Consider the following 25064-nt stretch of genomic DNA (forward strand, 5'->3'; position numbering starts at 1 on the left):
AAAACAATTTTAAGCGTTAAGTCTTTATCGCTTTAGTATACTTTACCTCTATTTAGTCCATGATAGCAGAATTTACTTAATTAACTATAGAAGAAATAAAGAAGATTAAAGAGTTACAAATTAAGAAAACTAACCTTTAAATAATATTTGTTCTTTTTTGGTTGTGTAAGCACTATATTTATTCGTATTTCGCTGATAATTTTAGACATTATATTAATTGTGTTAAAATAGAAAGATAAGAAAAATATTTAATTGTCTTAATTTTTAAAATTGCATTTAACAATGTGCTTATTAATAAATATTAAATAAAATAAACGAGGTATTAATAATAATGAATCAACTAAAGTTTAAAAGTTTTCTTAAAGAAAAATGTAATATTAACTTAACCAAAGAGCAGGAGCAAGTTGTTTTTACTGTTAATGGGCCTATAGCAGTAATTGCAGTACCAGGGTCAGGAAAAACGACAGCATTGATATGTAGAACCGCAAATTTAATTTTGAATAATCAGGTTAACCCGTCAAGGATACTTGCACTAACTTTTAGCAGAGCCTCTGCTGATGATATGGAAACCAGGTTTAATAAAAATTTCAATCAAATAATTAAGCAAAAAATCAAATTTTATACAATACATAGTTTTTCATATAATGTGATTAGAAATTATGCTTCTAAACACAATATCAATTATAAAATAATAGAGAATAATATATCTGATATTAATAAAAACAATATTTTACGTAACCTTTATAAAAAATATAATAGCGGAGATTTTACAACGGATGATAAGATACAGGAAATTACTAATTTCATTGGTTTTTTAAAAAACATGATGATACATTCAGAAGATGTTGAAGATTTATACAGTAGTAAATTTCCATGCGGTAATTTTATTTCTATATATAATGAATATGAGAATATTAAGAAAGAAAATTTTTATATAGATTTTGATGATATGCTTGAATTATGTTATTCAATTTTATCCACCAATTCAAAATTGTTAGAAATGTTTATAGAAAATTTCGATTATATAGAAATAGATGAAAGTCAAGATGTAAGCAAGATTCAACATGAAATAATCAAACTAATTATGGGTAAGAAATGTAACGTATGCCTTGTGGGTGACCCAGACCAGGCAATTTATTCTTGGAGGGGAGCATGTCCCGAAACATTATTGAATTTTAACAAAAGTTATAATAGTGACGCAAAAATATTATTTATGAGCCAGAATTTTCGTAGTACAAAAAGTATTACTAATGTTGCAAATGAGTTTATTAAGATTAATAAAGCTCGATACAACTTGGATATATTTACTAATAATGCAAAAGGAGAACAAATCACTTTAATTGATGTTGAAAACAACAATGAACAAGCAAAATTTATTGTTGATAATATAAAAGAGGACAATAATTTAAAAGAATGTGCTGTTTTGTTTAGAAACAACATTACATCCCTAACTATTATTGATAAATTACTTAAAGCAGAAATACCATTTTATATCAAAGACCCTCCTTTTATTTTTTTTAACCATTGGATATTAAGAGATATTTTAAGCATTATAAAATTTGCATTTAATTTATCTGACATAAATACATTCGAGAAAATATATTACAAGATTAAATCCTATTGTAAAAAAACTGAAATTATTCAATTACATTTTCAATTAAGGGATGATGAAAATATATTTGAATCTCTTTCAAGAACAAGTGTAAATGAGCATTTAAAAATAAGATACGGAGAGTTTATAAAGAAGTTTAGTAAATTGAAAGAGCTTGAACCTTCTAAGTGCATACGATTTATAAGATTTGAGCTAAATTACGAAGAATACATCGAAAATTTTTCAAAAAAGTTTAAATATAACATAAATAATATAGACAATATTTTAAAGATGTTGGAGATACTATGTGGGAATATTAAGAGCATAAATGAATTAGAATTAGAGATTAAAACATTAAATAATAAAATCCAAAATTCAAAAAAATTCAAAGGTGAAAATGTAGTAACATTGACAACAATTCATAGTGCAAAGGGAATGGAATTTGATAAAGTTTTTATAATGGATTTTGTAGACAATGTTATTCCTGCTCCTATAGATAGTAATGATAAACAAGAAATATTATCTCATATTGAGGAGGAGAGACGGATAGCATATGTTGCGATAACGAGGGCTAAAAATAACGTATATATCCTTTATCCTAAAGTAGTTAATCAACAACCTTCTATTTTCTATAATGAGATAAAAAATATTATACAGCAAAATAGAGAATTTCAAACAAATCAAATAAATAATAAAATAATAATGCAATTAAATGAAGGTTTAAATATAAAACATAAAACATTCGGAAACGGATACATAATAAAGAAGGAGAATGATAAAATTTCAGTGCTTTTTGAGGACACAAATAAAGTTATGTGTTTGTCGAGCGAGGTATGTGTAAAAAACAATTTGATACATATACTAAATATTTAGTTTTTGATTATTGCTTACATTTTTATTTTATAATACTATATGAAAGTGTATGTTCATATAGTATTGTGCGGCCTTTGTTTTTTTTATAAAATCATCATATTTTTCATTCTCGAATTGATATTCTAATACCTTTTGAGTAAACTCATTTGCATTAAATGCTTCTTCTAAGCATTCTCGGGCTTAGAACCCCTCTAAGACAAATGGACCGCATGAAGTAAGGGTCACCCATTATACCATTTGAAGGAATACAAGAAGTTATATTGAATTGTATTTAATAAAATACTTATGGTAAATAAAGTTTTGGGAATATAAAGCAGAATTTGAAAGGGGATAATTTATGCCAAATCATTTTGGAGTAAAGGTACTCGAAGGAAAACGTGGACTAAAGTTAACACGAGAAAAATATGCAGTAGTGAGCAACAAAAGCTCATTACCTCATTTTTCGGTGGATATTTACGCTGATGAAGAAGGAAAAATATATTCGGATGAATGGTGTGCGAAACAGCTTGATGACAGTTTGAAAAATTATGACTTAAATATGGAGTATTTTTTTTTATTAAGCCATGATGAATTTAATATAGAAATAAATAAGTTTATTAAAAGTAATAAGTGTTTTGTTGAAGTGTTTGACCTTAATTTGTATGACGAAAAATCAGGATATTATATAATGGTTCTTGATGAATATTGCCAGGTATATATCGGTACAACAGATAACATAAAAAGGCGTATAAGACAGCATTGGAGTAACAGCAAGTCATTTGATAGGCTTCTGTTACCAATGGGGGCTGTTAATTCTTCAATACTTGCATTTGATAGTTTTAGGTCTCTTGATACTACAAGAATTTTTGCATATACGACAAAAATAACATTTGATAAAGAAGACAAATTTATAAATGAATTTTCTCCTAAATTTGTTAGTAATAGACTTGGTGGTGGTAAAATAACTGGTGTTTTACTTCAATTAATTACAATAATGAAAAAGCGTAAGTTGGTGTAGCTTTATTGATTTGGAATATCTATCAATTTTTAAGTAACGACCTTCTGTAGATAGAAATAATCTTGAAAGGGTGTTTAATATGGATTTAAAAGACGTGGTTGAGAGAATTGCAGGGGGCTTAACAGATAGTTATATAAGCATAGCTACAGACGTTCCAGTGCAAGAGGTTAAACGAATTAGGGGTATACTATTAATAGATAAAAATTTATATGCTCCCAAAGTAGCTAACACAGCACGATTGAGAGAAAAAAAAGAAGTTGTTATTAGAGCTATAAAAATGGGATTTACAAATAGGGAAATAGTAGAGTTAACCCATTTTAATGATTATATAATAGCAGAAATAAGAGACACAATTGATATAAATAATAATTTATATTTCTGTGTTTTACAGCTTAAAAATGCGGTAAGAAAAAAAGAAATATTAAAAAATGAAGAAGATATAATGGAAATCACAATAAATGCTATTAAAAAAGGGCTAACAAATGAAATTATTAAAGAAATTACTGATTTTCCTTTAGAAGAAATAGAAGCATTTAGAGCAACATTAGCCTAAATAGAGATGTAAAGAGACGAAGGTTTTGTATTAGTAAGAAGGGATAGTTTGTACTTACTATGTTAGTATCTTATTTAGTTTATTTATTATAAAAAAATTAATGCGAGGTGACTTTATAATGGATTTAACAAGAGAACAAAGGCTAATGTTACAGGCGATTTGGAGTGTATTAAAAGATAAATTGGTGAACTTTACTGGCAAGACCAGTAACAGAAATGTAACACTTGTTGCTTCAATGGAAATTATTCGTAATGATACTTTAAAAATGTTTTCAAATTACACAGAAGAAGAAGCTAATATTGCTTCAAAGTTTGTAGAAGTTGTTATAGATACTGTACTTACTACAACCTCCTTACAAAAAACAATAGCTAAAGTAGATACATTAATAGGAGGTCAATTATAATGCAGAAGTTATATAAAGAAAAATATGGAAATGGATTTATAATTATGGAAATAGAAAAAAAAGAAGACGGACAAAACTGGATTAAATTTTGGGGTAAAGAGAGCAAAAATTCTCAAATTATGCTTTTTATTATGGAAAATAAAATTAATGTAGAAAATATAGATGAATTAGATAATAGTAAGTTTATAGAATTGCTAAATTTTAGTACTATATCTGATGAAGCTAAAACACTTCTATATAATATGCTTAAATAGAAAAAGGGCAATGAAATTGAAAGCATGGAAAATTAGTGGTTTCGCTATAAGGGGTGTCGCCAACATTTCCGACAAAACCCACTCTAAGACAATAATTGGATACTAATTAAAGTTTTTACCTACGTTAATCCAACTATAACCATAAACAAGCACCCTAAAGGTTAAATTCAAATTGTTTTGAAACTTTGTTTTTGGTAATAGTTTTAGAACTGAAAACTTTTGTAACTTTCAAAATATTGATTACCAAGTTATAACTACAAATTACATTTAGAATAAAGTGTTTGTATTATTCTTGTAGTAGCTTCTGAACCCATAACTTTACTGACTCACATTAACCTACTAACATAACTTTTGGGGGAGATAGGCAAAAACACCCAAACTCCCTACAAAAAACAATTTCTTCTTTTATTTTGCTCATAATTTATAATTTCTCTTACTCCTATTTATAAAAGTATTTTTAACAACAATTATAATTTGATATAATTATATAATTAGCATATTCTTTTAATTTTTTATTTTCAGTATTGCTATTAAACATAATTTCTTTAAGTTCTTCTGATGTATATTTTCTATTTTCGTTTGTGCCTTTTTTCTTTGTTGTATATCCCATTTGTTCCAAGGTCTTACTAACTGCTCCATAATTAAAGTATTTACAATATAATTTAATTGCCTTCTCGTCTAAACTATTATCTTCATTGATTTCTAACTCTTCTAAGGTAACTTTATCATGTAATTTTGCTACTTCACTAACTGCAAATATAATACTTTCCTTTTCCTGTTTCAATGTCTCATACTCTCGTTTTATTGTTTCTTTTATTTTCTGCAATTTTAATATCTTTTGCTCAGAAACTCCATCACTATATTTATTTTTACATATTATTTCTAACGTACCTTCACATTCTTCAATACTTTCATTTCTCCAACTTATAAAAAAATCATCTTTTAGTGATGATTTAAGAATATTTATTAATGACCTTTTAAAAATTAATAGGTCATTATCTATGCTCTTATTATTCCTTAAATTCATTTCATAAATTTCTAACTCAGTATCCTTTAAAAAACTTCCATTGGGCTGATATTCATTTTTTATTAACCAAGCTTCAATGCCTTTAATTCTTTCATTGTATGTAATTTCATGTATTTTATATTTATCATACTTCATAACTTCTGCTGTTGTTTTAACCATTGCTATTTCACCTTTATATAGGTGGCTCAGTATTGTTGGTATATGATTAAGTATTTCCGTTCCGTATCCCTTGTTTTGGTACTCCTCATGTAGTGCTATATAATTTAATTTTACATAATATCTTTTTTGGGAATACTCTGTCCATGTAACATTGCAATCTATCTCACCTATTATTAATTCTTTATCTTTACTTTTTAAAACAATATCTATCTTTATATTTTCCCCTTTTTCAGTGAAGAACGTATACTCGTTATCCTTGTCTTTGTCTTCACTTATTTCTATTGGGTTTGTTCTTTCATTTGCAATTTTCAACTCGTATCCTTGGACATACTGAGGAGTATTCCTATTAATGGTTTCTATTGCCCTATCAATAAATTGAATACATATACTTTTATTTTCTGCTATGTCTTTTAATTCTTGGATTCTAATTTCTTTTGCTTCTGAATGTTTAAGCAGTTTCTTTTCAACCTCATTAATTTTCATAATTTATCTCCTTTAATACGTATCACAATGTTGTATATATATCAATTTTGGGGATATATATAGCTTACAATAAAATTATAACATGCTTTCTATATTTTTGAAATAAACTATATGCTTTCATATATTTATGGAGGTAAAAATATTAATGTAATTTAATTGTGAATAAGTAAGTTTCATTAATAAAAAATGATTAAAACAGCTTAAATTGTTGCAGTTAAACACCAAATAATATTATTTTGTCGGTATTTATACAACTACAAAATCACGATTCAATTTTCTTAATGGTATTATATTGTATTTATGGGCATCTCAATGTAATTGTATTGTATTTCAATATATGTTATTATTTTATAATATGGTAATTTTAACTAAGGAGTGGATTTAAAATAAGGGGATGATAGTATAATGACTGAAAAAGAGTTTCTAACAAAACTTATTGAGTATGTGAATTATAGTGAATATGAGGATAAAAAAGAGTTATTAAAGGTTTTAAAAGAAAGTTACATTTTATTTGACAAAACAAGTGACTTTACAAGAAAAGATTGGCAGTCGTGGGAGTATGTAGAATTGAGAGTTCCTATTCCTATCATTTCTAAAGCTGAGATATATAAAAAATATTTAGGAAAGATATGTGCAGAAATATATATAGAAACTAAAGAGTATGACTTTGGCGGAATGTTTATAAAACCTGGAAATTCAACAATAACATCAGAAGAAGAAAAATTGCAGATGATACATTTTGAAGATATACAAGAACAGATAATAGAGCAAATAAAACAAGCAAAATATACTATATGGGTTGCTGTAGCTTGGTTTACTGATGAAGTGTTATTTAAAGAGCTATTAAACAAAAAAAATGAAGGATTAAACATACAAATTATAATTATTGATGATGAAATCAATAAAAATTATGGTTGTAAGTATGAAGAAAATTTTGAAACATATAGGTTAAAAAAAGATGGTTATTTTGAGAATATTATGCACAATAAATTCTGTATAATAGATTTGAAAACTGTAATACACGGTTCTTATAATTGGACTAAAAAAGCACGATATAACAAAGAAACAATTAGTATTGATACAGATAGAACAATAGCGGACAAGTTTGCAGATGAATTTATAAAGTTAAAGAGTTAGCAATATAGCTCTTTATTTTTTTTACACAAAAAGCTTATATCTATTTTACATAGTAATTAAAAATGTAGGCTATTTCTCTTCCTTTAATTTAGCTCTTCCCTAAATATTGTTAGTAACTGTTAAGAACACCTTTCGAGGTGTTCTTTTGTTTAATTAGTATCCCATCTATTAAATAACACCCTTCTCAGTGACCCTTTAACTCAATATACGCTCTCCTAACACATCATTGCTTAAATAGTATCCTTTGATACTACTGCCTCTTATATAGCGTTACTGCTAACGTAACCCTGTTAAAAACCACTGCCATATCCTATTAAGTTTAGGCTTTATTTAAGAAAGATGTTGATAACAATATAATTATTATAGGGTTAAGTCTCTATAGTAGCTAATTTCTATGACACATACATATCATGCATAAAAATCGTTGTTAATTTCAATTAACAACGATTTTTACGTTTATCCACATACTACAAATACTTTATAGTAATAACAGCGTAGCTGTTATTACCCTACGTGTTAGATTTAGCTGACCCACACTCGATATATTTGCTGATTCCTATAGCTTGTTAATCTACGACAAGTAACTTTCACTCCTTGTTTTTCTACAAGCTTATCTGCTAACGCTTTTATTTCATTTTTTTCGCCTGTAAATATAAGTCTGTTAGTATTTTTGGGAATAACCATACTTCTAAAATTCACCAGAATCACCTCCCATTCATATCTTGCACCTTAATCATAGCACCTAAAAATAATACTGGAAATGCCCTTAAAATAGCCGAATTTTCTGTCATTTAAGGATATTATTAATAAATTAACTTAATCTTTAAAAAATTAACTTTTTCTATAAAAAGGTTTACAAAATGTTAACAGATATTATTTATCATATAAATTTTTAAAGAACCCTTAATTCAAATAAGCTATGCTGATGTCTTTTATTATCAAACATATAATTTTCAATATTCTATTGTGATAAACTTAAAGCAACCTCACATGGTTGCTTTCCAATTTCAACATTGTTCTTTAACATAGCCTAAGTTTAATACGTAATCACACTGCACTCGGTAATCTTCCATATATCTATATTTTATTAAATCATACATATCAAAAACTTCCAGAGAAAGTGTTTTCCTTGTAAATACTACATTTTCTATTTCATGTAGATACTCTCTTATTTCTTCATCTAATGCAGTTACTATTTCTCTGCTTTTTATTTTATTTGACATTAACATTAATTGGTATACTAATTTAACACTTCCACTTATATCCATTATTTCACTCCCATATTGGTAATTTAATAATCATTATGCCCTTACACATAAATCTCAATCATATTACGAGGGAAGATATATGACTTTTGCTCCCCTATTATTTTATTAATGTTGGACTCTTATTAATAATAATACCTTGAAGTTCATCAATTTTACCTAAATATAGATTTATAAGGTTCTGTTTTTTACTTAAATCACTAATTAAATAATTGTTAGTTCCTCTGCTTTTAGAAAGTTCATTTGATAATTTTCCATTGTCTTTTACCAAGCGGTCATATTCTTTTTCAAGGTTTTTTAAATAGCTTTTGGGGTTATCATCACTAATTCTTCTACTATCTTTATATTTACATACCTTATATTCTTTTAATAATTCTTCAACATGGTCAGAACAAAAAGTAGCTCCACAGAAACCTGTTATTTCCATTAGTTTCTTAGGAGTAATAACACTTCTTTCTTCTTGTAATATAATTATAGCTTCACGAACTTTATTTATAGTATTCACTTTTTTATCATCGTTGTATTTCTTTAATCCATCATTTCTTTTTCCTTTTTCCCTTTGCATAAATAATCCTCCCTTAATATTAATTTTCAGTTAATCTGCTAACATTTTCATACATACATCTAAATTTTGTTTTGCTATATCTCTATAGATAACATTATTATTGTTACTGAAAAATATATAATCTTTATTCCACATTTCAGCTTCCTTTTTATAAAAGTCGATAAATCTACTCTTTTTTTCTCCACCCTTACATTTATTTTCACTTTCCGAATCAAATTCGCTACATCCTAAACAAAGATAAGGGTCGAATACATCATTGTTTGGGCAAGAGAATTTGTCTGAACAAACCCCCAAAGATGAACCACCAGGGGTTACCAACTCATGGGATTGTCTTTTGTTTAGTAATCGCTTCAAAGCCATTTCTCCAAGAATATGTCCTCCAAATTCTATATTATTCTCAGAGTTTGGCTCACTTTCCCGATTATATTTATATTGTATTTTTTTCTGTTCATCTTCAAGGTGATGGTAATAAGTTGTATTCATTATATCCGTTGTATGCCCACTTTCTGATTTTGTCTCGAAACCAGAAAATCCACTATCAAGTCTATCTGTTATTTCTTTATGCCTAAGCTGTTTAGGTGTAATATGATATTCCTTACCCTTATATTTTAAGTTGTATAACTCACAAATAATTTTAAATTCATAATAAATTTTTTTGGAATCTGCTATGGATACTTTTGAATCTGAGATTCTAAATTCTTTAATGCCAGACTTTCTAAATTTAGTTTTATTCAAGCTACAATTCGGAAATGTGAATAATAAACCTCTTTTATCTTCTGGTAATAAATGCTGATATTTTTTAGATATTTCTTTTTGCTTCTGTATTAGTTCAATAAATTTTATTTCAATTTCAGTCTCAGCATTTATATATAAAACTTTATTTTGTACTTCCCCATCAATGCTTTCTTTCAAATTTGGTATAGTAAGTGTATACATACTTCCAAATGGTCTTAGACAATTTTCTATTAATATTCCGCATATGTCCACACCTCTGTTTGGATATAACCTAAGATAAAAATAAGAAATTTTTATCCATGTTGGAATATAATCTTCATGTATGAAAATCCAGTCCAATTTATTAGTAATTTCTTTTGGCGGATAATTACTATCATTTTTTTTATCTGTAGTCTTTATCTTAAATGGGTTATCTTGACTTGAAATAAGAGTATACTTAGGCAGTTCTGGCCATCCTTGCATAGTGTTTAAAAATACCCGTAGATTACTCCACCGCTTTCGTCTTTCAACATTCCCTATGTTGGAATTATTTTTTAAATTCTTTTTATAATCCCCTATAATATTTCTATTTAAATCTTTTAAATCCACCACAACATATTTTTCAAATAAAAATTTATTAAATCTATTAAATTCTCTTATTATATTTTGAATTGTAGAAATTTCAGAGAAGTGTTTTAATGCAAAATATTTCACAAAATCTTTATACTTTTCTGGTGTTTTAGAAAAATCTAATGTCAGCGAACTGTCTGTTACTGAATTTGATTTTTTATTTTTATTACAAAACCATATATCGTCTTTAAAGTTAATGTTATCTCCTAATTCTTTTAGTTGAATAACTAAATTTACCCGCAGCCCTTCATCATATAAATCATCTATAAATACTCCTACTAATTGATTACTAAACTTCATTTGATATACCTCTTCCCTTTATCGCATTTATCACATTCAAGTAGCTTTTAATATCTTCAAGAAGTTCTTTGTACTCCTCAAATTCTTTATATTGTTCATATTGTAATTTCAAGTTATCCTTATAAAAGTTATCAAGTTCATTCTTGCTTTTTAAACTATCATCTCTTAACTCTGTCCATGCTTCCAAATTAGGAGTACCTGCACAAAGTTTTTTACAGGACGCACAAGATATTGTTTTATTAGTATCTTTCATTAGGCAAGGTTTAAAAATATTTCTTTTACACAAACCTAAAACTGTTCTTTTATAGAATACCTTTCTATACTCGGTGCAATAGTGATTAAAAAGTTGCTCCCTTTCACTTTCGGTATATTCTTCTAAGTTCTCTTTCGATATTGCTTTTTCAAACTCTTCTTTAAAACGAACTGTATTCTTATCTGCTATAAGTAGTTTATCTGCTTCTGCATAATACCTTTCTGTTGTTTTTTTGTTTGAATGTCCTAATTCAGTTTTAATTTCTTCTACTGTACTTCCATTTAGAATCATCTCTATAACAATTGTTTTTCTAAACTGCCTTGTTGTAACATTAATTTCCTTTCTTAAATCAACAGCTAATGTCTTATTTATAGCTTTGTTAATCAACTTATTGTTATCTAAAATGCCAATGAAATTAAAATTCCTTTTTCCTTTTTTATAAATAAATATTTCTTTTATTTTGTTTATTTCTCTTAATTCTTTTGTATTTTCAATTTGAGCTTTTATTTCATTAATAACAACATCATTTACATAAACTTGCTCATATTGATTATTGGGGTCTCTTGCTAATTTAGCTTCTATTACCTTCCAAGGAATGTACCTTAACATCTGTTTTCCATCTTTATCTTTAAAATCAAGACAGTCCTCAGTTAGATATGCTATTTCCTTAAATCTCCTTGGAGTATTAATCATTATAATTATAATTCTCCCAATAGCCTCATTTCCTACTTCATTTATATTTTTAGGAATATCATCCATAACCTCTTTAGCTATAATTTCAGTATTCTTTATAGTATTATCAAGTTTTTTAAAACGTACATTTACAAATAAATTATAAGTTGGTTTCTGATAATCAAAACCACTCTCTTCAATCAACCATTCAATAAATAATTTCATCGAAGTTATATAAGTTGATACAGTCTTCATCCCTACCATTTTTTTGTCTTTACCTTTTCTATTTCTTAGGTGACGATAAAGAGCTTTTATCATATCCATTTTAATATCTTTAAACGATAGAATACAGTATGTATCAATAAAATAAGTTACACTTTTAACATTTCTAAAATAATTATCTATTTGACTAAATAAAGAAGTTTTACCTTTGTTGATTTCTTGCTTTTTTATTAAACTTTTGTAATAGTGTTTTAATACTAATTTTAAGTTATTGTTTTTTATAGTTTCAAAATTAAGTTTTTTTGTTTTAACTTCACCATTTGAAAAGTAATTATAATACCATATATCATCATTAATATCTATTTTATTAGCAGTATCCGTATTTTTTATTAAAGCATGTTTTTCAATTAAACATTCTCTACAAAACCCAATATAAATATTAGAATATTTTTCTCCTAAACTATCCTTAAACAAACTGTTAATTTTCACTGGATTAATTCCAAAGGCATATTCTAATAAGGTGGAACTGTTTTTTATCAATATATTTTTTTTATATAACTGGTCAGCATGATATAGTAAATATTCATTAAATAAAATAGAAAACTCATTGAAAATGATTCTAAAAAGAATTGACAACTCAATTTTAAAAGTAGTGTTTTTTAAAAATTGAGTAAAAAGCTTTTTTTTAATTAATATTTCTTTTATTTTAGGAATTATTAATAAATGTTTATAATCAACCCTGTATTCATAAGTATTTAATTCATTATATTTTAAATAAACATTTGCTAAGGAATCATTAACAATATCTGTATACTCTATATTTATGCGTCTAAATTCGGGTACCCCACACTTTAGGTTGACACACTCTTCATAAAATATGTAGTTTGTTATAAAGGGAAAAGTTGGCTTAAATCTTATATTTTCTGTGACAACATTATAAATGTACTTCTCTGTGAGACTTTTGAGACAATTTATACTAACGCTAATTATCTTAGTTAAACCGATTGTCTTTACCACTTGATATAAATTCTCATTATTTTCCATTTTATATTTTAATAATTTAATAGAATTAGTTTCCATTAAATTTATTATTTGTGTAGGAAATTTCAAACACTTCAAAAAAATTTCATTTTGACTTAAATTAGATAATGAAAGTTGGTGTTTAACTTGTACATTCATAATATATCTAATAAATCTATTAAGTGTTATTGGCTTATTTTCCTCATTTAAGTATTTAGTTATCATATAATCAAAATACTCCGTTAATTTGTCATTAAAAACACTCATACAAATATTAAAAACTGATGATAAATTAATATCATCATTTTCAATTCTTTCTTTGTTTATTAATGAACTCCCTATCTTTTGGACAATATCATTTACCTTTTCAACTTCATTTCTTTTAAAGTCTATAACTAATAAATTTGTGTTAATTTCATTAATATTCCACACTGATATATTATTTCCACAGTCATATCTTACAAATAGTATATTGTATATTTCTTTTTCTTTATAATTTATTTCAATTGTTGAATTATCCAAGCTATACATCTCTTTCTCTCCTATTTATCTTTTTTGAAGCACTTAGAGCAATATCATTATCAAATTTCTTTTTATATAACTCTATAGTTTCTTCGCTATTCCATCCTAATACAGTCATTATTTGCTGATTTGTATACTCAAGTTTAATCATTTGCTGTGTTAAAGTATGTCTACCTGCATGAGTAATAACTTCTTCTGGATTGAACCCAGACTTCTTGCCTACTCTTTTTAATATCTTTCGATAATTCCCTTGTTGTACTTTCTTGCCTTTACTATTGGTCGCCAAGTTAATAAATAGATATGGCTCAACACCCTCGAAGCCCATTTCATTTTCAATAACGTCTCTTTCAGTAAATAAATAGTCTTCTATAATTTGGCAAACACTCGGCTTTAAATATAGCCACCTTAACATCGTCTTAGATTCTGATATATATACTTTTTTTTCTGAACTTATATAATCTTCTTTTTTTATTGTTACTATTTCTTCTATTCTTCCACCTGCTAACCCAAGACAAAAAATAGCTAAATCCCTCTTTGTGTTAAAATTAGTTTTTATTATTTTAATGTCTTCTTTTGAATACCATTTAATATGTTCAACTTTGTTATTCTTGCATGAACTTCTTTTTATACCCAAAATTTCCATAAAGTCTTTTGACCAAATATCAAAATAGTCAAAATTTATAATTTTTGTTTCATTTTTATAATCTTTCTTCTTTTTATTTTTTCTATTTTTTATTTCATAATATTTTTGCATTTCATAAGTTATTTCTGGGTTTTTCATGATTTTATCAACGTTAAACATTTCATCTAACCAAAGATAAAATTCTTTAATTACCAGAGCATTAGTGTCTATAGTGTTATATCCTATTTGTATTTCAACCGTAGATATATTTTTCTTAGGATTTTCACGCATTATTTTTTTTAAAAAATTAACTATTAAAACTGAATCTTTTACGTCATAAAATTCCACTCCAAATCTATCTATATACTCTAAGTACCGTTTTAATTTATAAGCATAACCTTTAGTTGTACCTTCTGTGCTTAAAGTCGACAACCAATTATTAATGATTGTCAATGGCATATCATTCTTAGTTATTATCTTTCTTATAGTTTCAATCTTATAAGTCTCATCATAATAAATTGCTTCTTGAAGTTGAAATACATTTTCTTTTTTTATAACTTTAACAACCTTTTTTTTCTCCAATATTTCTCTTGATAAATTCATAATAATACCACCCATAATAACCACTCCTTTTTTTGTATTAACAACATATGCTTTTTTCAGAAAACGGTAATTTAAAATTTACAAAATAAAAGAGGATGCTGACCCTTGGTCAACATCCTCTTTTTATGTATTAATTTATTATTATTTTTATGTAAAAAATTACATTTATCTCTAAATTTATTCATTTTGCTTCTCTCCACATACAATTTATTTATATTGAAAATATATAAATAAGTATACATTATAACCATGAATAATTCAATATGTAATTTACTCTTATTACTCTCTTTAATATCAATGTATCACATAGATATTTTATAATATTTATATAAAGAGTAGCTATTTGGTTATTAAAACCTCATCTCCTACTGCAAAAATAGAATTGTCTTCATTTAGTAATTTTAGTATATCTACTTGCATAGAATCACAATCTTGAAATTCATCAACTAAAATATGCTTAAATAAAGCTCTGTACCCCTGCAGTATTGTATAGTTTTTTATAAACAAATCTCTACAGCCTATTTGGAGATCATCAAAATCAAATAAGTTTTTTTCTTTCCTATACTGTTCATAAATATTATAAGCTGCTATAAATATTCCCTTATCAATACTTGAATCAAAATTTTCCATTTCTTTCCCACTTGTTTTAAATACAGAAATATTATTTATGACTTCCTTTACTTTTTCATCGCTTACCTCATCCAAATATGACATCAGCACATTTTTTATTAACTTATAAACCTCTAGTGTATCGATTATATTTATCTGTCCATAATAATTTTTAAGAATCTTATAAAACAAGCCATGAAAGGTTCCAAAAAATGGCACCTTACCTTTTCCATTGATAGCAATATATCTGTTTTTCATATTAATAGCCGCTGCTCTTGTAAATGTAATGACTATAATATTACTCTGGTTAATGTTTTGCTGATTTATTAAATTAACAATTCTATTAACTATAACCACTGTTTTACCACTACCTGGTCCAGCAGTAACCAATAAATTTCTATTATCCGAAAAAACTGCTGCTCTTTGCTCTTTACTTAAATTTGAATTTATTTTATTGTTAGTCACTTTATTATTCATACTGCGATTGTTCTCCACCTTCATCCACCTACTTTAAATTGTCATATATTATGTTTATACCCAAAATGCTATTGTAATAATCACATTTAAATATTAAAATATAAATATGTTATAATTCCATTATATACTTTTATTAAATTTCAAAGGGGAAAAAATTATGAAACACTCAAAAGATTTTAATGTACATAATGAAAGAAACCTAACAATGCTAGTAGATTTTTATGAATTAACTATGGGTAACGGTTATCTCCATAATAATGTTCAAGATAAAATTGCCTACTTTGATATGTTTTTCAGACGAATACCCGACGGTGGCGGCTATTGTATTATGGCTGGAGTACAACAATTGATTGAATATCTTTCAGATTTAAAATTTTCAGATGATGATATAGCCTATCTAAAAAGCAAAGATATTTTTTCAGAGGATTTTATGGATTATCTAAAGAATTTTAAATTTTCTTGTGATGTATGGGCGGTGCCGGAAGGTTATCCTGTTTTTCCTGGGGAACCCTTAGTTATAGTTAAAGGACCTGTTATGCAGGCTCAATTTGTTGAGACAATGATACTCCTCACAATAAATCATCAAACCTTAATAGCTACTAAAGCAAGTAGAATATGTAGAGCTGCAAAAGGTAGACCTGTTATGGAATTTGGTTCTAGACGTGCTCAAGGCTATGATGGTGCTATATATGGGGCTCGTGCTGCTGTTATTGGTGGTTGTGCTGGTACTGCCTGCACCATAGCTGATGAAATGTTTGGTATTCCGGCCCTTGGTACTATGGCTCATAGCTGGGTACAACTTTTTGATAACGAATATGACTCCTTTAAAGCTTGGGCGCAGACTTACCCTGATAATTGCGTACTGCTTATAGATACTTATAATGTACTACTCTCTGGTGTTCCAAATGCCATAAAGGTATTTAATGAGGTGCTTAAACCTATTGGCAAAAGACCTAAAGCAATTCGAATTGATAGCGGTGATATTACTTATCTAACCAAAAAGGTTAGAATAATGTTAGATGATGCTGGATACGAGGATGTAAAAATCACTATTTCCAATTCCCTTGATGAATATATTATAAGAGGAGTTTTGGAAAGCGGGGCACAAATTGATAGCTTTGGTGTAGGTGAAAGACTTATTACCGCAAGATCAGAACCAGTGTTTGGCGGTGTTTATAAACTAGTTGCTGTTGAGAATGATGGACAAATAATACCAAAAATTAAAATTAGTGAAAATGAAGAGAAAATTACAAATCCTGCTTTTAAAAAGCTATATAGAATTTTCGACAAAACATCACACAAAGCCATTGCAGATTTAATTACCCTGCACAATGAGGAAATTGATGAAAGCAAACCTCTTGAAATTTTTAATTCCATATATACTTGGAAAAAGAAAAAAATTAAAAATTACTATATAAAAGACCTTATGGTTAAAATTTTTGAAAATGGAGAGTCTATTTATGAATCACCCTCTGTTATGGAAATAAGAGCATTTTCTGCTAAAGAAGTGTCTAAATTATGGAGTGAAGTCTTAAGATTTGAAAATCCTCATGCCTACTATGTGGATCTTTCTTCTACTTTATGGAATCTTAAGCAGGGATTATTAAATTATTATTCTGAAACCTTTGAGGAGTAACAATAATAGCAAGAATAGAAGGAGGTATTATGGAACAAACTTTAAAAATCAAACTTTCCAAAGATGCTCATGATAAGCTTATAGAAATGCTTAAACAAACCGATGAGTATACCAGCGTAAGATTTATGGACGCAAAAGGTTGCTGTAAATCAGCAAAAGTTGACATTTACTTAGACAATTTTAAAACGGGGGATATAAAAAATAATATTGATGATTTACCAATATTATATGATGAAACTCTTTTGGATAGCATTGTGGAACTCACAATAGCCTATAGTGATTCTAAATTTTGGGTTAAAACAGTTTCCACAAAAGATAGTAGCACAAATTGTTCTAAGTCTGATAGTGACTCCTGTGGTGGTTGCTCTGGAAATTGTGGTTCACATTAGACACAAAAATAACGTCCTATGGTATACCATTGGCCGTTATTTTTTTGTGCAAATTTCGAAAAATCACTTAAGTAATAAAGTTAGTTTTTATTTCAACTCAAGCATACCATTGAATAGGTGAAATAAAGTATGAACTATACATATATTATTGGACCATCAATTTTTCGCAACAAATCTACAGTTTTGTTATAACCATCTTTACAACTAAGCTCAGGAAACCAAATAGCAATTTCACGTTCTGCACTTTCATGGCTATCAGAGGCATGAACTAAATTGCGAGTTTTATCTAGTGTAAATTCCCCTCTAATGCTTGCCAATTCTGCTTTTACAGGATCCTTATCTCCATTGATTTTGCGTGTTACATCAATAGCTTTTTCACCCATCAAAATCATTGCACACATTTTACCTCCAGTAACATAATTTATTAATTCTTCAAAATATTCTCTTCCCTCGTGTTCCCTATAATGCTCTTTAGCATCCTCCGTGGTGGCAGTAATCAATTTTAGCTCCGCAATTTCTAGTGATTTCTCTTCATAGTGATTAAGAATTTTTCCAATTAGTCCACGTTTAACTCCATCAGGTTTAATTAAAACCAAGGTTCTTTCCATTTAAATTCACATCCCTGTTTTGTATTAACTATAAACTAAATTATATCCTATTATTATAAATAATACACATTCACCTATAAACAATCCTATGAATATTTTTCTTTATACAACATTCTTAATGGAGAGGTTTTATCCTCATTAAATAAATCATAGTCAGAAATATTCTTAATAGTGAAGGGTTTGAAATTTTTCAAATCAAGAAATGGGCATTTCCCTCCATTATCCGCCCATTTATAGAATGCACACTCCTTAAAACAGTCTGTCTCTTCTTCCATAGTTGTTAGAAAAGGACACTGTAACATTTTATCACCCCACTCCCATAATTTGTTATTACAGTAACATTGTTACCGTGGTAACATTATAAGACATTTTAACAATAAATTGAAGTGTTTTTTTAAAAATTCACAATAATCATACAATATAGAAATATGAACCTATTTATTTACACCATCCTTTAAATACTTCCACTCAACAACATCACTAGACTTTAATTTATAGGCTCCACAACTTACTCCTGGCTTAGCTCCATTTACGTAATAACACCAACCACTTAAAGCTCCCTTGCCTCTTGCCTTAAGGTTGTTAATCATTGTAAAATAAACTGCTTCGCCTCTCCCTGAGGCACTATAGCTAATACCTCTATTATCTAGTTCACTTAATGTAATTTCACCTACTGTTTTATTTTCAGTACTTATATTTATAGATAAAATGATTTTACCAGAGATATCATCTTTAATTACCAAATTAGGTTGTTTTTTAGGTTCAGGAACCTTTGTAACCGCCTTTTTAGATACCTCCTTTGAAACCACTACATTTTTAGTACTCTTCGCTTTTGTTTGTGGTATCTTTTCCACTGTTTTATTATCTGTTGCGCTTTTTACATCTGTTTGTGTTTTACTTTGAACCTTTGTCTTTGTCTGTGCCTTCGTAATTATTGGTTTTACATCTTGTTTATCATTTGCTTTTACACTAACTTCTCTTGAGGTTTGACTGCTGGTTTTCTGCTCTGCTGAAACACTTTTTTTATTAAGGTACTTATTTTGCACAATTTTAGAACCATTTAATAAACCTAAACTTACCAAGATAACTACAGCTATAAGTATTATTTTCTTTTTCATTGAAATTCCTCTTTTCTATATTGACATAAAAGGGATTGCGCCGTAAATATTATTTTTCACTTTTAACCTTTTTTGTGTAAAAACCTCCTATAGCAACAAATGACATTCCTAGAATTATAAGCATGTTATTATCAACAAAGGCACCAGTGGCAGGTAATTTACCAATGTTTACCTTGTTTACACTTTTATCTTCTTTTACACCTTTAACTACATTATTGTCTTTAACTACATTATTGTCTTTAACTCCAGTATTACTTTTAGTATCTGTTAAAATAAATATTGGCAATTTTTTGGAATTAATATTGCTAGAATAAAAATCATATTTCCCAGAAGTTTTATATTCACGAATAGCTATTAGTGCACGGAGACTCTGTTCTGTAGATGTATAGTTTGATGATCCCTCTTCTAATAAATGCTTAAATCCACCATCCTTTGCTTTAAAGGATAATAAAGCTGATACTAAATCCCCTTTGCCTTTAGTGAATGTTTCTCCCTCTGGATTTATTCCTAGAGAAGTAAGTCCTAGTACAACAAAAGCCGTAGTTTCACTGGCTAAACCATATTGGCTAACGCTATATCCACTTTCATTTTGTAATATAGACATAGTTTTAACTGCAGCATCAATAGATTCTTTGACTTCAGGTTTTGTATTATAAAATTCTGAAAGAGCATTTATGGCAGCTCCAGTCATATCTGGGTCTACTTTTTCACCGTAATATGTCCATCCTACTATTTTATTTCCCTCTGCTACATAACTTAACTTGGATTTCAATATAATACTGACCAACTTTTCTTTAGTTACCTTATAATTCTCTTTTATGTTAGCATAATTATAAGCAAAGATTCCAAACACTGCATCATTAATTAAAAATGTATTTGCATCCCTATTAAATAATTCAGATACTAAATTGTATCCTTGAACATTATAAGGTGTAAACCCTGCCGCCGTGAGGCCCATGATTAATTTTTCCATATCCGTATTGCTAATATCTTTTACACCACTAGTTTTAATATTATCCATACTTTCTTTTAAGAAACTAGTATCTACCTTTTTACCTAGCTTGTTCAAACTCATAGCAGACCAAGTATTAAGTCCCTTTGCTGTAACATTTGAGGTTGATGAAACAATTGCTTCAGAAATAGATTTTGAATTTTTAGTGTTATCTACATTTCCAGTTCCACTGTTCTCATTACCATTGCTACCTGGAGTTATTCCTTCTCCTATAGTAAATTTTATTTCATCATAAACTACTTTTGGGCACCCATCTGTTCTAAAATCATTTAGTTTAAGAGTATGGGTTCCCTTTTTCAATCCTTCTTTAATAGTAATTTTATTATTCACAACTTGCATCTTCGCACCATCAATCTCAGCTTTTATTCCATTGATAGGTTGAATTACTGGCTTTCCAGTTGTAAAATCATTATACATATTATTTAAACTTATAGTAAGTTCCATATTTGCTTCCACTGTTGAATACTCTATTTTATTTGAAGTCAGTGTTCCCATATCACCATAATAAAAAATAAGTTTATCCCCATTTTCTAATTTGGCAGCATCAATGCCTGTATTTATATCTTCATAACTATTATTTCTATTAATTGCATAAGACCATCCATCATATCCACCAAATTTACCACCCTTTATTCCATTAACTTCTGAAATAAATTTTCCGTACTTTCCGTCTGTTGCAACCATAGGTATATTATTTACATCTAAAACCTCTTTTAAAGCCTCAAATCCATTTGCTTTACTTGATTTCCCTGTTGTAATTACTTTATCAAAACCTTGTACCTGCACTGAAACCTGAAAATTATTTTCTACTGCGTAGGCTACGCTAGACGCTCCTGTGAAAATCTGACCTATAACAAATAATACTATCAAAGCCATGGTGTAAATCTTATTTTTCATTGTTTTTCTCATTATTTTTTCCCCCTAGAATTTTTTTTATATTTAAAAGCCTATGAATTTTATTTTTCAAACTATAGACTTGATTTTTTAATGTTTTTAATATAAGTAATGTCTAATTTACTCTTAAATCTTGTTAGAACTTTGTAGAAGCTTTCATAAAAAATCATAGCAAAAATAAAATTTCCCACTGCATGCATTACATCTGCAGTAATGCTAGTTAAATAGACGGTTAAAATACCTTTTATACTAATTGGATCTACAATTACAAGCACAGACCATAAATTCATTATCCAATCAAACAAAAACCCATATAGGAAACATATGATTGCAAATTTTTCTACAGAAAGTTTTTTGCTCCTTTTACCTATTAAACCTGAAATTGCCCCCACAATACCCCAGGCAAGCATTTGCCATGGGGTATATGGTCCTTGTCCAAGAAAAATATTTGAAATAAATGCTGCTGTGCTTCCCACTAAAAATCCCTCGTAAACCCCAAAAACCAGTCCAGATAAGGCTACTAAAAAGGTTGTTGGCTGCACATTTAATATAGCTGCAAAGGGTATTCTACTAACTGCCGCAAATACACTCAAAGTAGCTATAACTGCTATTTCTTTAGTACCCATGGAACTTTTTTCAAAATAAAAATAACTTAAAAAAATTATTAAAAACACCGCTAAGGTTACGCTTAAAGACATATTAATATAATTATTGAATTTAATACCTAGTGCTATTAATACCAATGGAATTAAAAATGTAAAATACATTGCAATTTTCTTCATTATTTCACCTTCAAATTTAAATTATTTAGCGGTGCCTTCAAATTATTTGAGGGTGCCCTGCTTAAATAAAAGTCTTTTAAAGTAAAAATACCTCTATTCCTATTTCTGAAAATCTTATTTATGGTGGTAGTATAATAAATTCCAGTACCAAGAACTTCTTCCCGGTTTCCATCTCCTACTATCTCACCATTAAACATCAATAAAAATCTATTGCAAAATTCTGATGCGAACTCCACATCATGAGTTACCAGTATTATTGTAGTCCCATTTTTATTTAAATCTAATAATATTTTCCCAAGCATTGCTTTTACCTTGGAATCTAACCCCCTAGTTGGTTCATCTAAGAGTAAAATTTTCGGTCTTAGAACCAAAATTGATGCTATGGCAACCCTCTGAATCTCGCCACCGCTAAGATCTCTCGGGTTCTTATCTACTAATTTATAAATATCTAAAGCCTTTAAAGTATCCTCTATAACCCCCTCATCCACAATTTTGTAATTATCTAAGGTAAACTTTAATTCCTCATAAACTGTTTCTTTTGATATATAATCATTAGGATTTTGAGAAACATACCCTATAATCCTAGCTATATCCTTAATTTTAAGTTTTTTAATCTCTTTATGCTCTCCACTAAAATTCACAATTGTATTTTTGAATAGTGTTTTGCTATCCTCTTCATTTAAAAAGGAATTTTTCAACACTTTAATTGAACCACTATAATTAATAAGTCCCATAAGCGCTTTTAAAAAAGTGCTTTTCCCCCCTCCATTAGCCCCCAAAATACTAATAAATTCACCTTGTTTTATATTAATACTCAAATCTTTAATAGCTAAAGTATCTTCATATTTGCAGCATAAATTTTCAATTTTAATAATTTCTTCCCTGCTAGTTGAATCTTTTTCTAAGAAGGGGGTTTTATATTCATCTGAAGATTTTTCAATAATTTTTCTTACTTCTTTTAAACCACAAGGCATATTAGTAATGTCTAAGGCCTTGCATATCTTTAAATAGTTGGGCAAAAAATCCTGCATTGCATTAGTTTCTTCATTATAAAACTCTTGTTTATTTCCTAAAAAAGCTGTTTTACCTTTAGACAACACAAGAATTTCATCTGCAATCTCAAACCATTTTTGGATCCTCTGCTCAATGATAATAATGGTAATTCCTAGTTCCTCGTTTATTTTTTTTATAAGTGAAATAACATCTTCCGCAGCAGCTGGGTCTAGCTGTGAGGTAGGCTCGTCTAAAATAATACAATTTGGTAAATAAACCATTGCAGAGGTTATTGCCACTCTCTGTTTTTGTCCACCAGATAGTGTGTTAATTTCTCTATCAGCTATATCTAAAATATTAGAAAATTCCATGGCTTCCCAAATTCTTCTCTTTATTTCTGAACTTTTTACACCCACATTTTCTAGGCCAAAAGCGATTTCCCTGTGTACCTTGTTCATTATTAGCTGACTTTCTGGATCTTGAAAAACCATAGTTATTTCTCGGGCCCGGGTGTTATGGTCCATTTCTATTACGCCTTGTCCTTCTATGTTTACACTTCCTTGTATTGTGCCTCCATAAAAATTTGGCACAGCTCCTGAAATGCACTTTGCTAAAGTAGATTTACCTGAGCCTGATTCTCCTACAACAAATAAAATCTTACCCTTATCTAATTGCAAATTTATATCTCGTAATACAGGTTTCTGCTCCTTTGGATAGTAGTAGGTTAATCCATTAATTTCTATGTATGACATCTAATTTTCTCCCTATTGCATTATTTTTTATTTAGCACCTTAATTAGCATAGCTTCCATTATAATTATTAAAATTAAAAAAACTAAAACCCAGTAATTAACAAGTTGTGAAAAACTAACCTTCATATATATATCAAAATTATCTATCCCTCTTATTTTTATTATTAAATACAAAAACAATGTGACTATGCTTGCTACAATTAATAAATAATCTCTTATTTCAAGTTTAGGCTTATCATATACACTTCTTTTTCCACTTAAAAATCCTCTCACATAAGCTGCTTCGCCTATATCAAAGGCCCCTTCTAGTGAATCTTCTAATAAAACAGATAATACAGGTATATTGCTTTTAATTTTTTCTTTAAGCTTTTTGCTTTCAAAATCTACACCACGTATACTATATATTTCTTTTAAGTTTACAATTCGATTCTTCATATTGGGGAATATTTTTAGACTAATCATAATTGTTAATGTAGATTTTGGTATTTTAGAAGAAAAATATGAGGCAGCCACATCAGAATCTATAATTATTCCAACTACTGCAAACAAATAAATTACCACTAAAAGTTTAAAGGATAATATAACACCATAAAGTAATGCCTCCAGTGTGAATTTTTCTCCGAAAATATGAAAAAGAACGGTATTGCCTTGTGCCACAAAAATCATATTAACCACTATAGCTAAAACTGAAAAGGGAATAAAATATTTAAACCCATTTTTTAACTTTTCTAAATTTCCACTATAGACCATAGTAAAAGCACAAAATGTAAATATTATTATTAACAAAATCGGATTTTCACACAAAAAAGTTATTGTAAGCAAATTTACACCTAGTAGTGCTGATGTTACAACATGAATTTTACTGTTTTTATTGTGCATAGCGCCTCCTATTTTCTAGAAATCAACTCATCCTCTTCCTTCTGAAATGTC

General features: G+C 28.2%; 23 protein-coding genes. 8 read left to right on the plus strand and 15 right to left on the minus strand.

The window, feature by feature from the left end; genetic code table 11:
• The first annotated feature begins 331 nt into the window (after window positions 1-331).
• The 5 genes from ACREV6_RS02100 to ACREV6_RS02120 all read left to right on the plus strand — a co-directional run bounded on the left by ACREV6_RS02100 (window position 332) and on the right by ACREV6_RS02120 (window position 4671).
• Window positions 332-2464 (plus strand): ATP-dependent helicase, encoded by a 2133-nt coding sequence (locus ACREV6_RS02100; RefSeq protein ID WP_431576380.1) that lies wholly within the window; start codon window positions 332-334, stop codon window positions 2462-2464.
• Between the two features lie 337 nt (window positions 2465-2801).
• Window positions 2802-3461, plus strand: a complete 660-nt coding sequence (locus ACREV6_RS02105) for a GIY-YIG nuclease family protein (protein WP_431576381.1) — start codon at window positions 2802-2804, stop codon at window positions 3459-3461.
• 79 nt (window positions 3462-3540) lie between these two features.
• Window positions 3541-4014 (plus strand): hypothetical protein, encoded by a 474-nt coding sequence (locus ACREV6_RS02110; RefSeq protein WP_431576382.1) that lies wholly within the window; start codon window positions 3541-3543, stop codon window positions 4012-4014.
• Window positions 4015-4132: 118 nt separating this feature from the next.
• Complete coding sequence (locus tag ACREV6_RS02115; protein WP_431576383.1) at window positions 4133-4417, plus strand: hypothetical protein; 285 nt, start codon at window positions 4133-4135, stop codon at window positions 4415-4417.
• A complete protein-coding gene (locus ACREV6_RS02120) occupies window positions 4417-4671 on the plus strand; it encodes a hypothetical protein (RefSeq protein WP_431576384.1) in 255 nt (84 codons plus the stop codon). The genes ACREV6_RS02115 and ACREV6_RS02120 overlap by 1 nt, the downstream gene beginning before the upstream one ends.
• A gap of 457 nt (window positions 4672-5128) precedes the next feature.
• Here ACREV6_RS02120 and ACREV6_RS02125 read toward each other — a convergent pair whose 3' ends face one another.
• Window positions 5129-6340 carry a GNAT family N-acetyltransferase gene (locus ACREV6_RS02125; RefSeq protein WP_431576385.1) on the minus strand — a complete coding sequence of 404 codons (1212 nt, stop codon included), beginning with the start codon at window positions 6338-6340 and terminating at the stop codon, window positions 5129-5131.
• A 405-nt stretch (window positions 6341-6745) separates the two neighbouring features.
• Between ACREV6_RS02125 and ACREV6_RS02130 the strand changes: the two genes are divergently transcribed.
• Window positions 6746-7477 (plus strand): phospholipase D-like domain-containing protein, encoded by a 732-nt coding sequence (locus tag ACREV6_RS02130; protein ID WP_431576386.1) that lies wholly within the window; start codon window positions 6746-6748, stop codon window positions 7475-7477.
• Between the two features lie 522 nt (window positions 7478-7999).
• Here the strand turns inward: ACREV6_RS02130 and ACREV6_RS02135 are convergent.
• The 7 genes from ACREV6_RS02135 to ACREV6_RS02165 form a co-directional block, all read right to left on the minus strand.
• On the minus strand, window positions 8000-8176 hold the full coding sequence (locus ACREV6_RS02135; protein WP_431576387.1) for a hypothetical protein: 177 nt from the start codon (window positions 8174-8176) through the stop codon (window positions 8000-8002).
• A gap of 308 nt (window positions 8177-8484) precedes the next feature.
• Window positions 8485-8745, minus strand: coding sequence for a hypothetical protein (locus ACREV6_RS02140; RefSeq protein ID WP_431576388.1), 261 nt, complete (start codon window positions 8743-8745; stop codon window positions 8485-8487).
• Window positions 8746-8842: 97 nt separating this feature from the next.
• The gene (locus ACREV6_RS02145; RefSeq protein WP_431576389.1) at window positions 8843-9307 is read right to left on the minus strand and encodes a hypothetical protein; all 465 of its coding nucleotides are present in this window, start codon (window positions 9305-9307) and stop codon (window positions 8843-8845) included.
• 30 nt (window positions 9308-9337) lie between these two features.
• Complete coding sequence (locus ACREV6_RS02150; RefSeq protein WP_431576390.1) at window positions 9338-10951, minus strand: hypothetical protein; 1614 nt, start codon at window positions 10949-10951, stop codon at window positions 9338-9340.
• The gene (locus ACREV6_RS02155; RefSeq protein WP_431576391.1) at window positions 10941-13649 is read right to left on the minus strand and encodes a tyrosine-type recombinase/integrase; all 2709 of its coding nucleotides are present in this window, start codon (window positions 13647-13649) and stop codon (window positions 10941-10943) included. Before ACREV6_RS02155 ends, ACREV6_RS02150 begins: the two co-directional genes overlap by 11 nt.
• Window positions 13642-14880, minus strand: a complete 1239-nt coding sequence (locus ACREV6_RS02160; RefSeq protein ID WP_431576392.1) for a tyrosine-type recombinase/integrase — start codon at window positions 14878-14880, stop codon at window positions 13642-13644. The genes ACREV6_RS02155 and ACREV6_RS02160 overlap by 8 nt, the downstream gene beginning before the upstream one ends.
• A 324-nt stretch (window positions 14881-15204) precedes the next feature.
• On the minus strand, window positions 15205-15951 hold the full coding sequence (locus ACREV6_RS02165; RefSeq protein WP_431576393.1) for a UvrD-helicase domain-containing protein: 747 nt from the start codon (window positions 15949-15951) through the stop codon (window positions 15205-15207).
• Between the two features lie 157 nt (window positions 15952-16108).
• On the opposite strand from ACREV6_RS02165, the gene ACREV6_RS02170 reads away from it, so the two are divergent.
• Both ACREV6_RS02170 and ACREV6_RS02175 read left to right on the plus strand, forming a co-directional pair.
• Window positions 16109-17587, plus strand: coding sequence for a nicotinate phosphoribosyltransferase (locus tag ACREV6_RS02170; protein ID WP_431576394.1), 1479 nt, complete (start codon window positions 16109-16111; stop codon window positions 17585-17587).
• Between the two features lie 29 nt (window positions 17588-17616).
• Complete coding sequence (locus tag ACREV6_RS02175) at window positions 17617-17976, plus strand: hypothetical protein (RefSeq protein ID WP_431576395.1); 360 nt, start codon at window positions 17617-17619, stop codon at window positions 17974-17976.
• Window positions 17977-18110: 134 nt separating this feature from the next.
• Here the strand turns inward: ACREV6_RS02175 and ndk are convergent, their stop codons facing one another.
• From ndk to ACREV6_RS02210, 7 genes are all read right to left on the minus strand, one after another.
• Window positions 18111-18584, minus strand: a complete 474-nt coding sequence (ndk, locus tag ACREV6_RS02180; protein WP_431576396.1) for a nucleoside-diphosphate kinase — start codon at window positions 18582-18584, stop codon at window positions 18111-18113.
• An 86-nt stretch (window positions 18585-18670) separates the two neighbouring features.
• Window positions 18671-18886 carry a hypothetical protein gene (locus ACREV6_RS02185; RefSeq protein WP_431576397.1) on the minus strand — a complete coding sequence of 72 codons (216 nt, stop codon included), beginning with the start codon at window positions 18884-18886 and terminating at the stop codon, window positions 18671-18673.
• A 132-nt stretch (window positions 18887-19018) separates the two neighbouring features.
• On the minus strand, window positions 19019-19702 hold the full coding sequence (locus ACREV6_RS02190; RefSeq protein ID WP_431576398.1) for a DUF4430 domain-containing protein: 684 nt from the start codon (window positions 19700-19702) through the stop codon (window positions 19019-19021).
• Window positions 19703-19751: 49 nt separating this feature from the next.
• Window positions 19752-21623, minus strand: a complete 1872-nt coding sequence (locus ACREV6_RS02195; RefSeq protein WP_431576399.1) for a DUF4430 domain-containing protein — start codon at window positions 21621-21623, stop codon at window positions 19752-19754.
• A gap of 59 nt (window positions 21624-21682) precedes the next feature.
• Window positions 21683-22390, minus strand: a complete 708-nt coding sequence (locus ACREV6_RS02200) for an ECF transporter S component (RefSeq protein ID WP_431576400.1) — start codon at window positions 22388-22390, stop codon at window positions 21683-21685.
• Window positions 22390-24135, minus strand: a complete 1746-nt coding sequence (locus ACREV6_RS02205) for an ABC transporter ATP-binding protein (RefSeq protein ID WP_431576401.1) — start codon at window positions 24133-24135, stop codon at window positions 22390-22392. Before ACREV6_RS02205 ends, ACREV6_RS02200 begins: the two co-directional genes overlap by 1 nt.
• A gap of 20 nt (window positions 24136-24155) precedes the next feature.
• Window positions 24156-25013, minus strand: coding sequence for an energy-coupling factor transporter transmembrane component T (locus ACREV6_RS02210; RefSeq protein ID WP_431576402.1), 858 nt, complete (start codon window positions 25011-25013; stop codon window positions 24156-24158).
• Window positions 25014-25064: the final 51 nt, after the last annotated feature.

Source organism: Clostridium sp. (assembly GCF_050717515.1).
In the GTDB taxonomy this organism is placed as follows: Bacteria; Bacillota; Clostridia; order Clostridiales; family Clostridiaceae; genus Clostridium_AD.

Coding starts and splice junctions, on each gene's coding strand:
- ACREV6_RS02100 (WP_431576380.1), top strand. CDS start 332: ATGAATCAACTAAAGTTTAAAAGTTTTCTTAAAGAAAAATGTAATATT.
- ACREV6_RS02105 (WP_431576381.1), top strand. CDS start 2,802: ATGCCAAATCATTTTGGAGTAAAGGTACTCGAAGGAAAACGTGGACTA.
- ACREV6_RS02110 (WP_431576382.1), top strand. CDS start 3,541: ATGGATTTAAAAGACGTGGTTGAGAGAATTGCAGGGGGCTTAACAGAT.
- ACREV6_RS02115 (WP_431576383.1), top strand. CDS start 4,133: ATGGATTTAACAAGAGAACAAAGGCTAATGTTACAGGCGATTTGGAGT.
- ACREV6_RS02120 (WP_431576384.1), top strand. CDS start 4,417: ATGCAGAAGTTATATAAAGAAAAATATGGAAATGGATTTATAATTATG.
- ACREV6_RS02125 (WP_431576385.1), bottom strand. CDS start 6,340: ATGAAAATTAATGAGGTTGAAAAGAAACTGCTTAAACATTCAGAAGCA.
- ACREV6_RS02130 (WP_431576386.1), top strand. CDS start 6,746: ATGACTGAAAAAGAGTTTCTAACAAAACTTATTGAGTATGTGAATTAT.
- ACREV6_RS02140 (WP_431576388.1), bottom strand. CDS start 8,745: ATGGATATAAGTGGAAGTGTTAAATTAGTATACCAATTAATGTTAATG.
- ACREV6_RS02145 (WP_431576389.1), bottom strand. CDS start 9,307: ATGCAAAGGGAAAAAGGAAAAAGAAATGATGGATTAAAGAAATACAAC.
- ACREV6_RS02150 (WP_431576390.1), bottom strand. CDS start 10,951: ATGAAGTTTAGTAATCAATTAGTAGGAGTATTTATAGATGATTTATAT.
- ACREV6_RS02155 (WP_431576391.1), bottom strand. CDS start 13,649: ATGTATAGCTTGGATAATTCAACAATTGAAATAAATTATAAAGAAAAA.
- ACREV6_RS02160 (WP_431576392.1), bottom strand. CDS start 14,880: ATGGGTGGTATTATTATGAATTTATCAAGAGAAATATTGGAGAAAAAA.
- ACREV6_RS02165 (WP_431576393.1), bottom strand. CDS start 15,951: ATGAATAATAAAGTGACTAACAATAAAATAAATTCAAATTTAAGTAAA.
- ACREV6_RS02170 (WP_431576394.1), top strand. CDS start 16,109: ATGAAACACTCAAAAGATTTTAATGTACATAATGAAAGAAACCTAACA.
- ACREV6_RS02175 (WP_431576395.1), top strand. CDS start 17,617: ATGGAACAAACTTTAAAAATCAAACTTTCCAAAGATGCTCATGATAAG.
- ndk (WP_431576396.1), bottom strand. CDS start 18,584: ATGGAAAGAACCTTGGTTTTAATTAAACCTGATGGAGTTAAACGTGGA.
- ACREV6_RS02185 (WP_431576397.1), bottom strand. CDS start 18,886: ATGTTACAGTGTCCTTTTCTAACAACTATGGAAGAAGAGACAGACTGT.
- ACREV6_RS02190 (WP_431576398.1), bottom strand. CDS start 19,702: ATGAAAAAGAAAATAATACTTATAGCTGTAGTTATCTTGGTAAGTTTA.
- ACREV6_RS02195 (WP_431576399.1), bottom strand. CDS start 21,623: ATGAGAAAAACAATGAAAAATAAGATTTACACCATGGCTTTGATAGTA.
- ACREV6_RS02200 (WP_431576400.1), bottom strand. CDS start 22,390: ATGAAGAAAATTGCAATGTATTTTACATTTTTAATTCCATTGGTATTA.
- ACREV6_RS02205 (WP_431576401.1), bottom strand. CDS start 24,135: ATGTCATACATAGAAATTAATGGATTAACCTACTACTATCCAAAGGAG.
- ACREV6_RS02210 (WP_431576402.1), bottom strand. CDS start 25,013: ATGCACAATAAAAACAGTAAAATTCATGTTGTAACATCAGCACTACTA.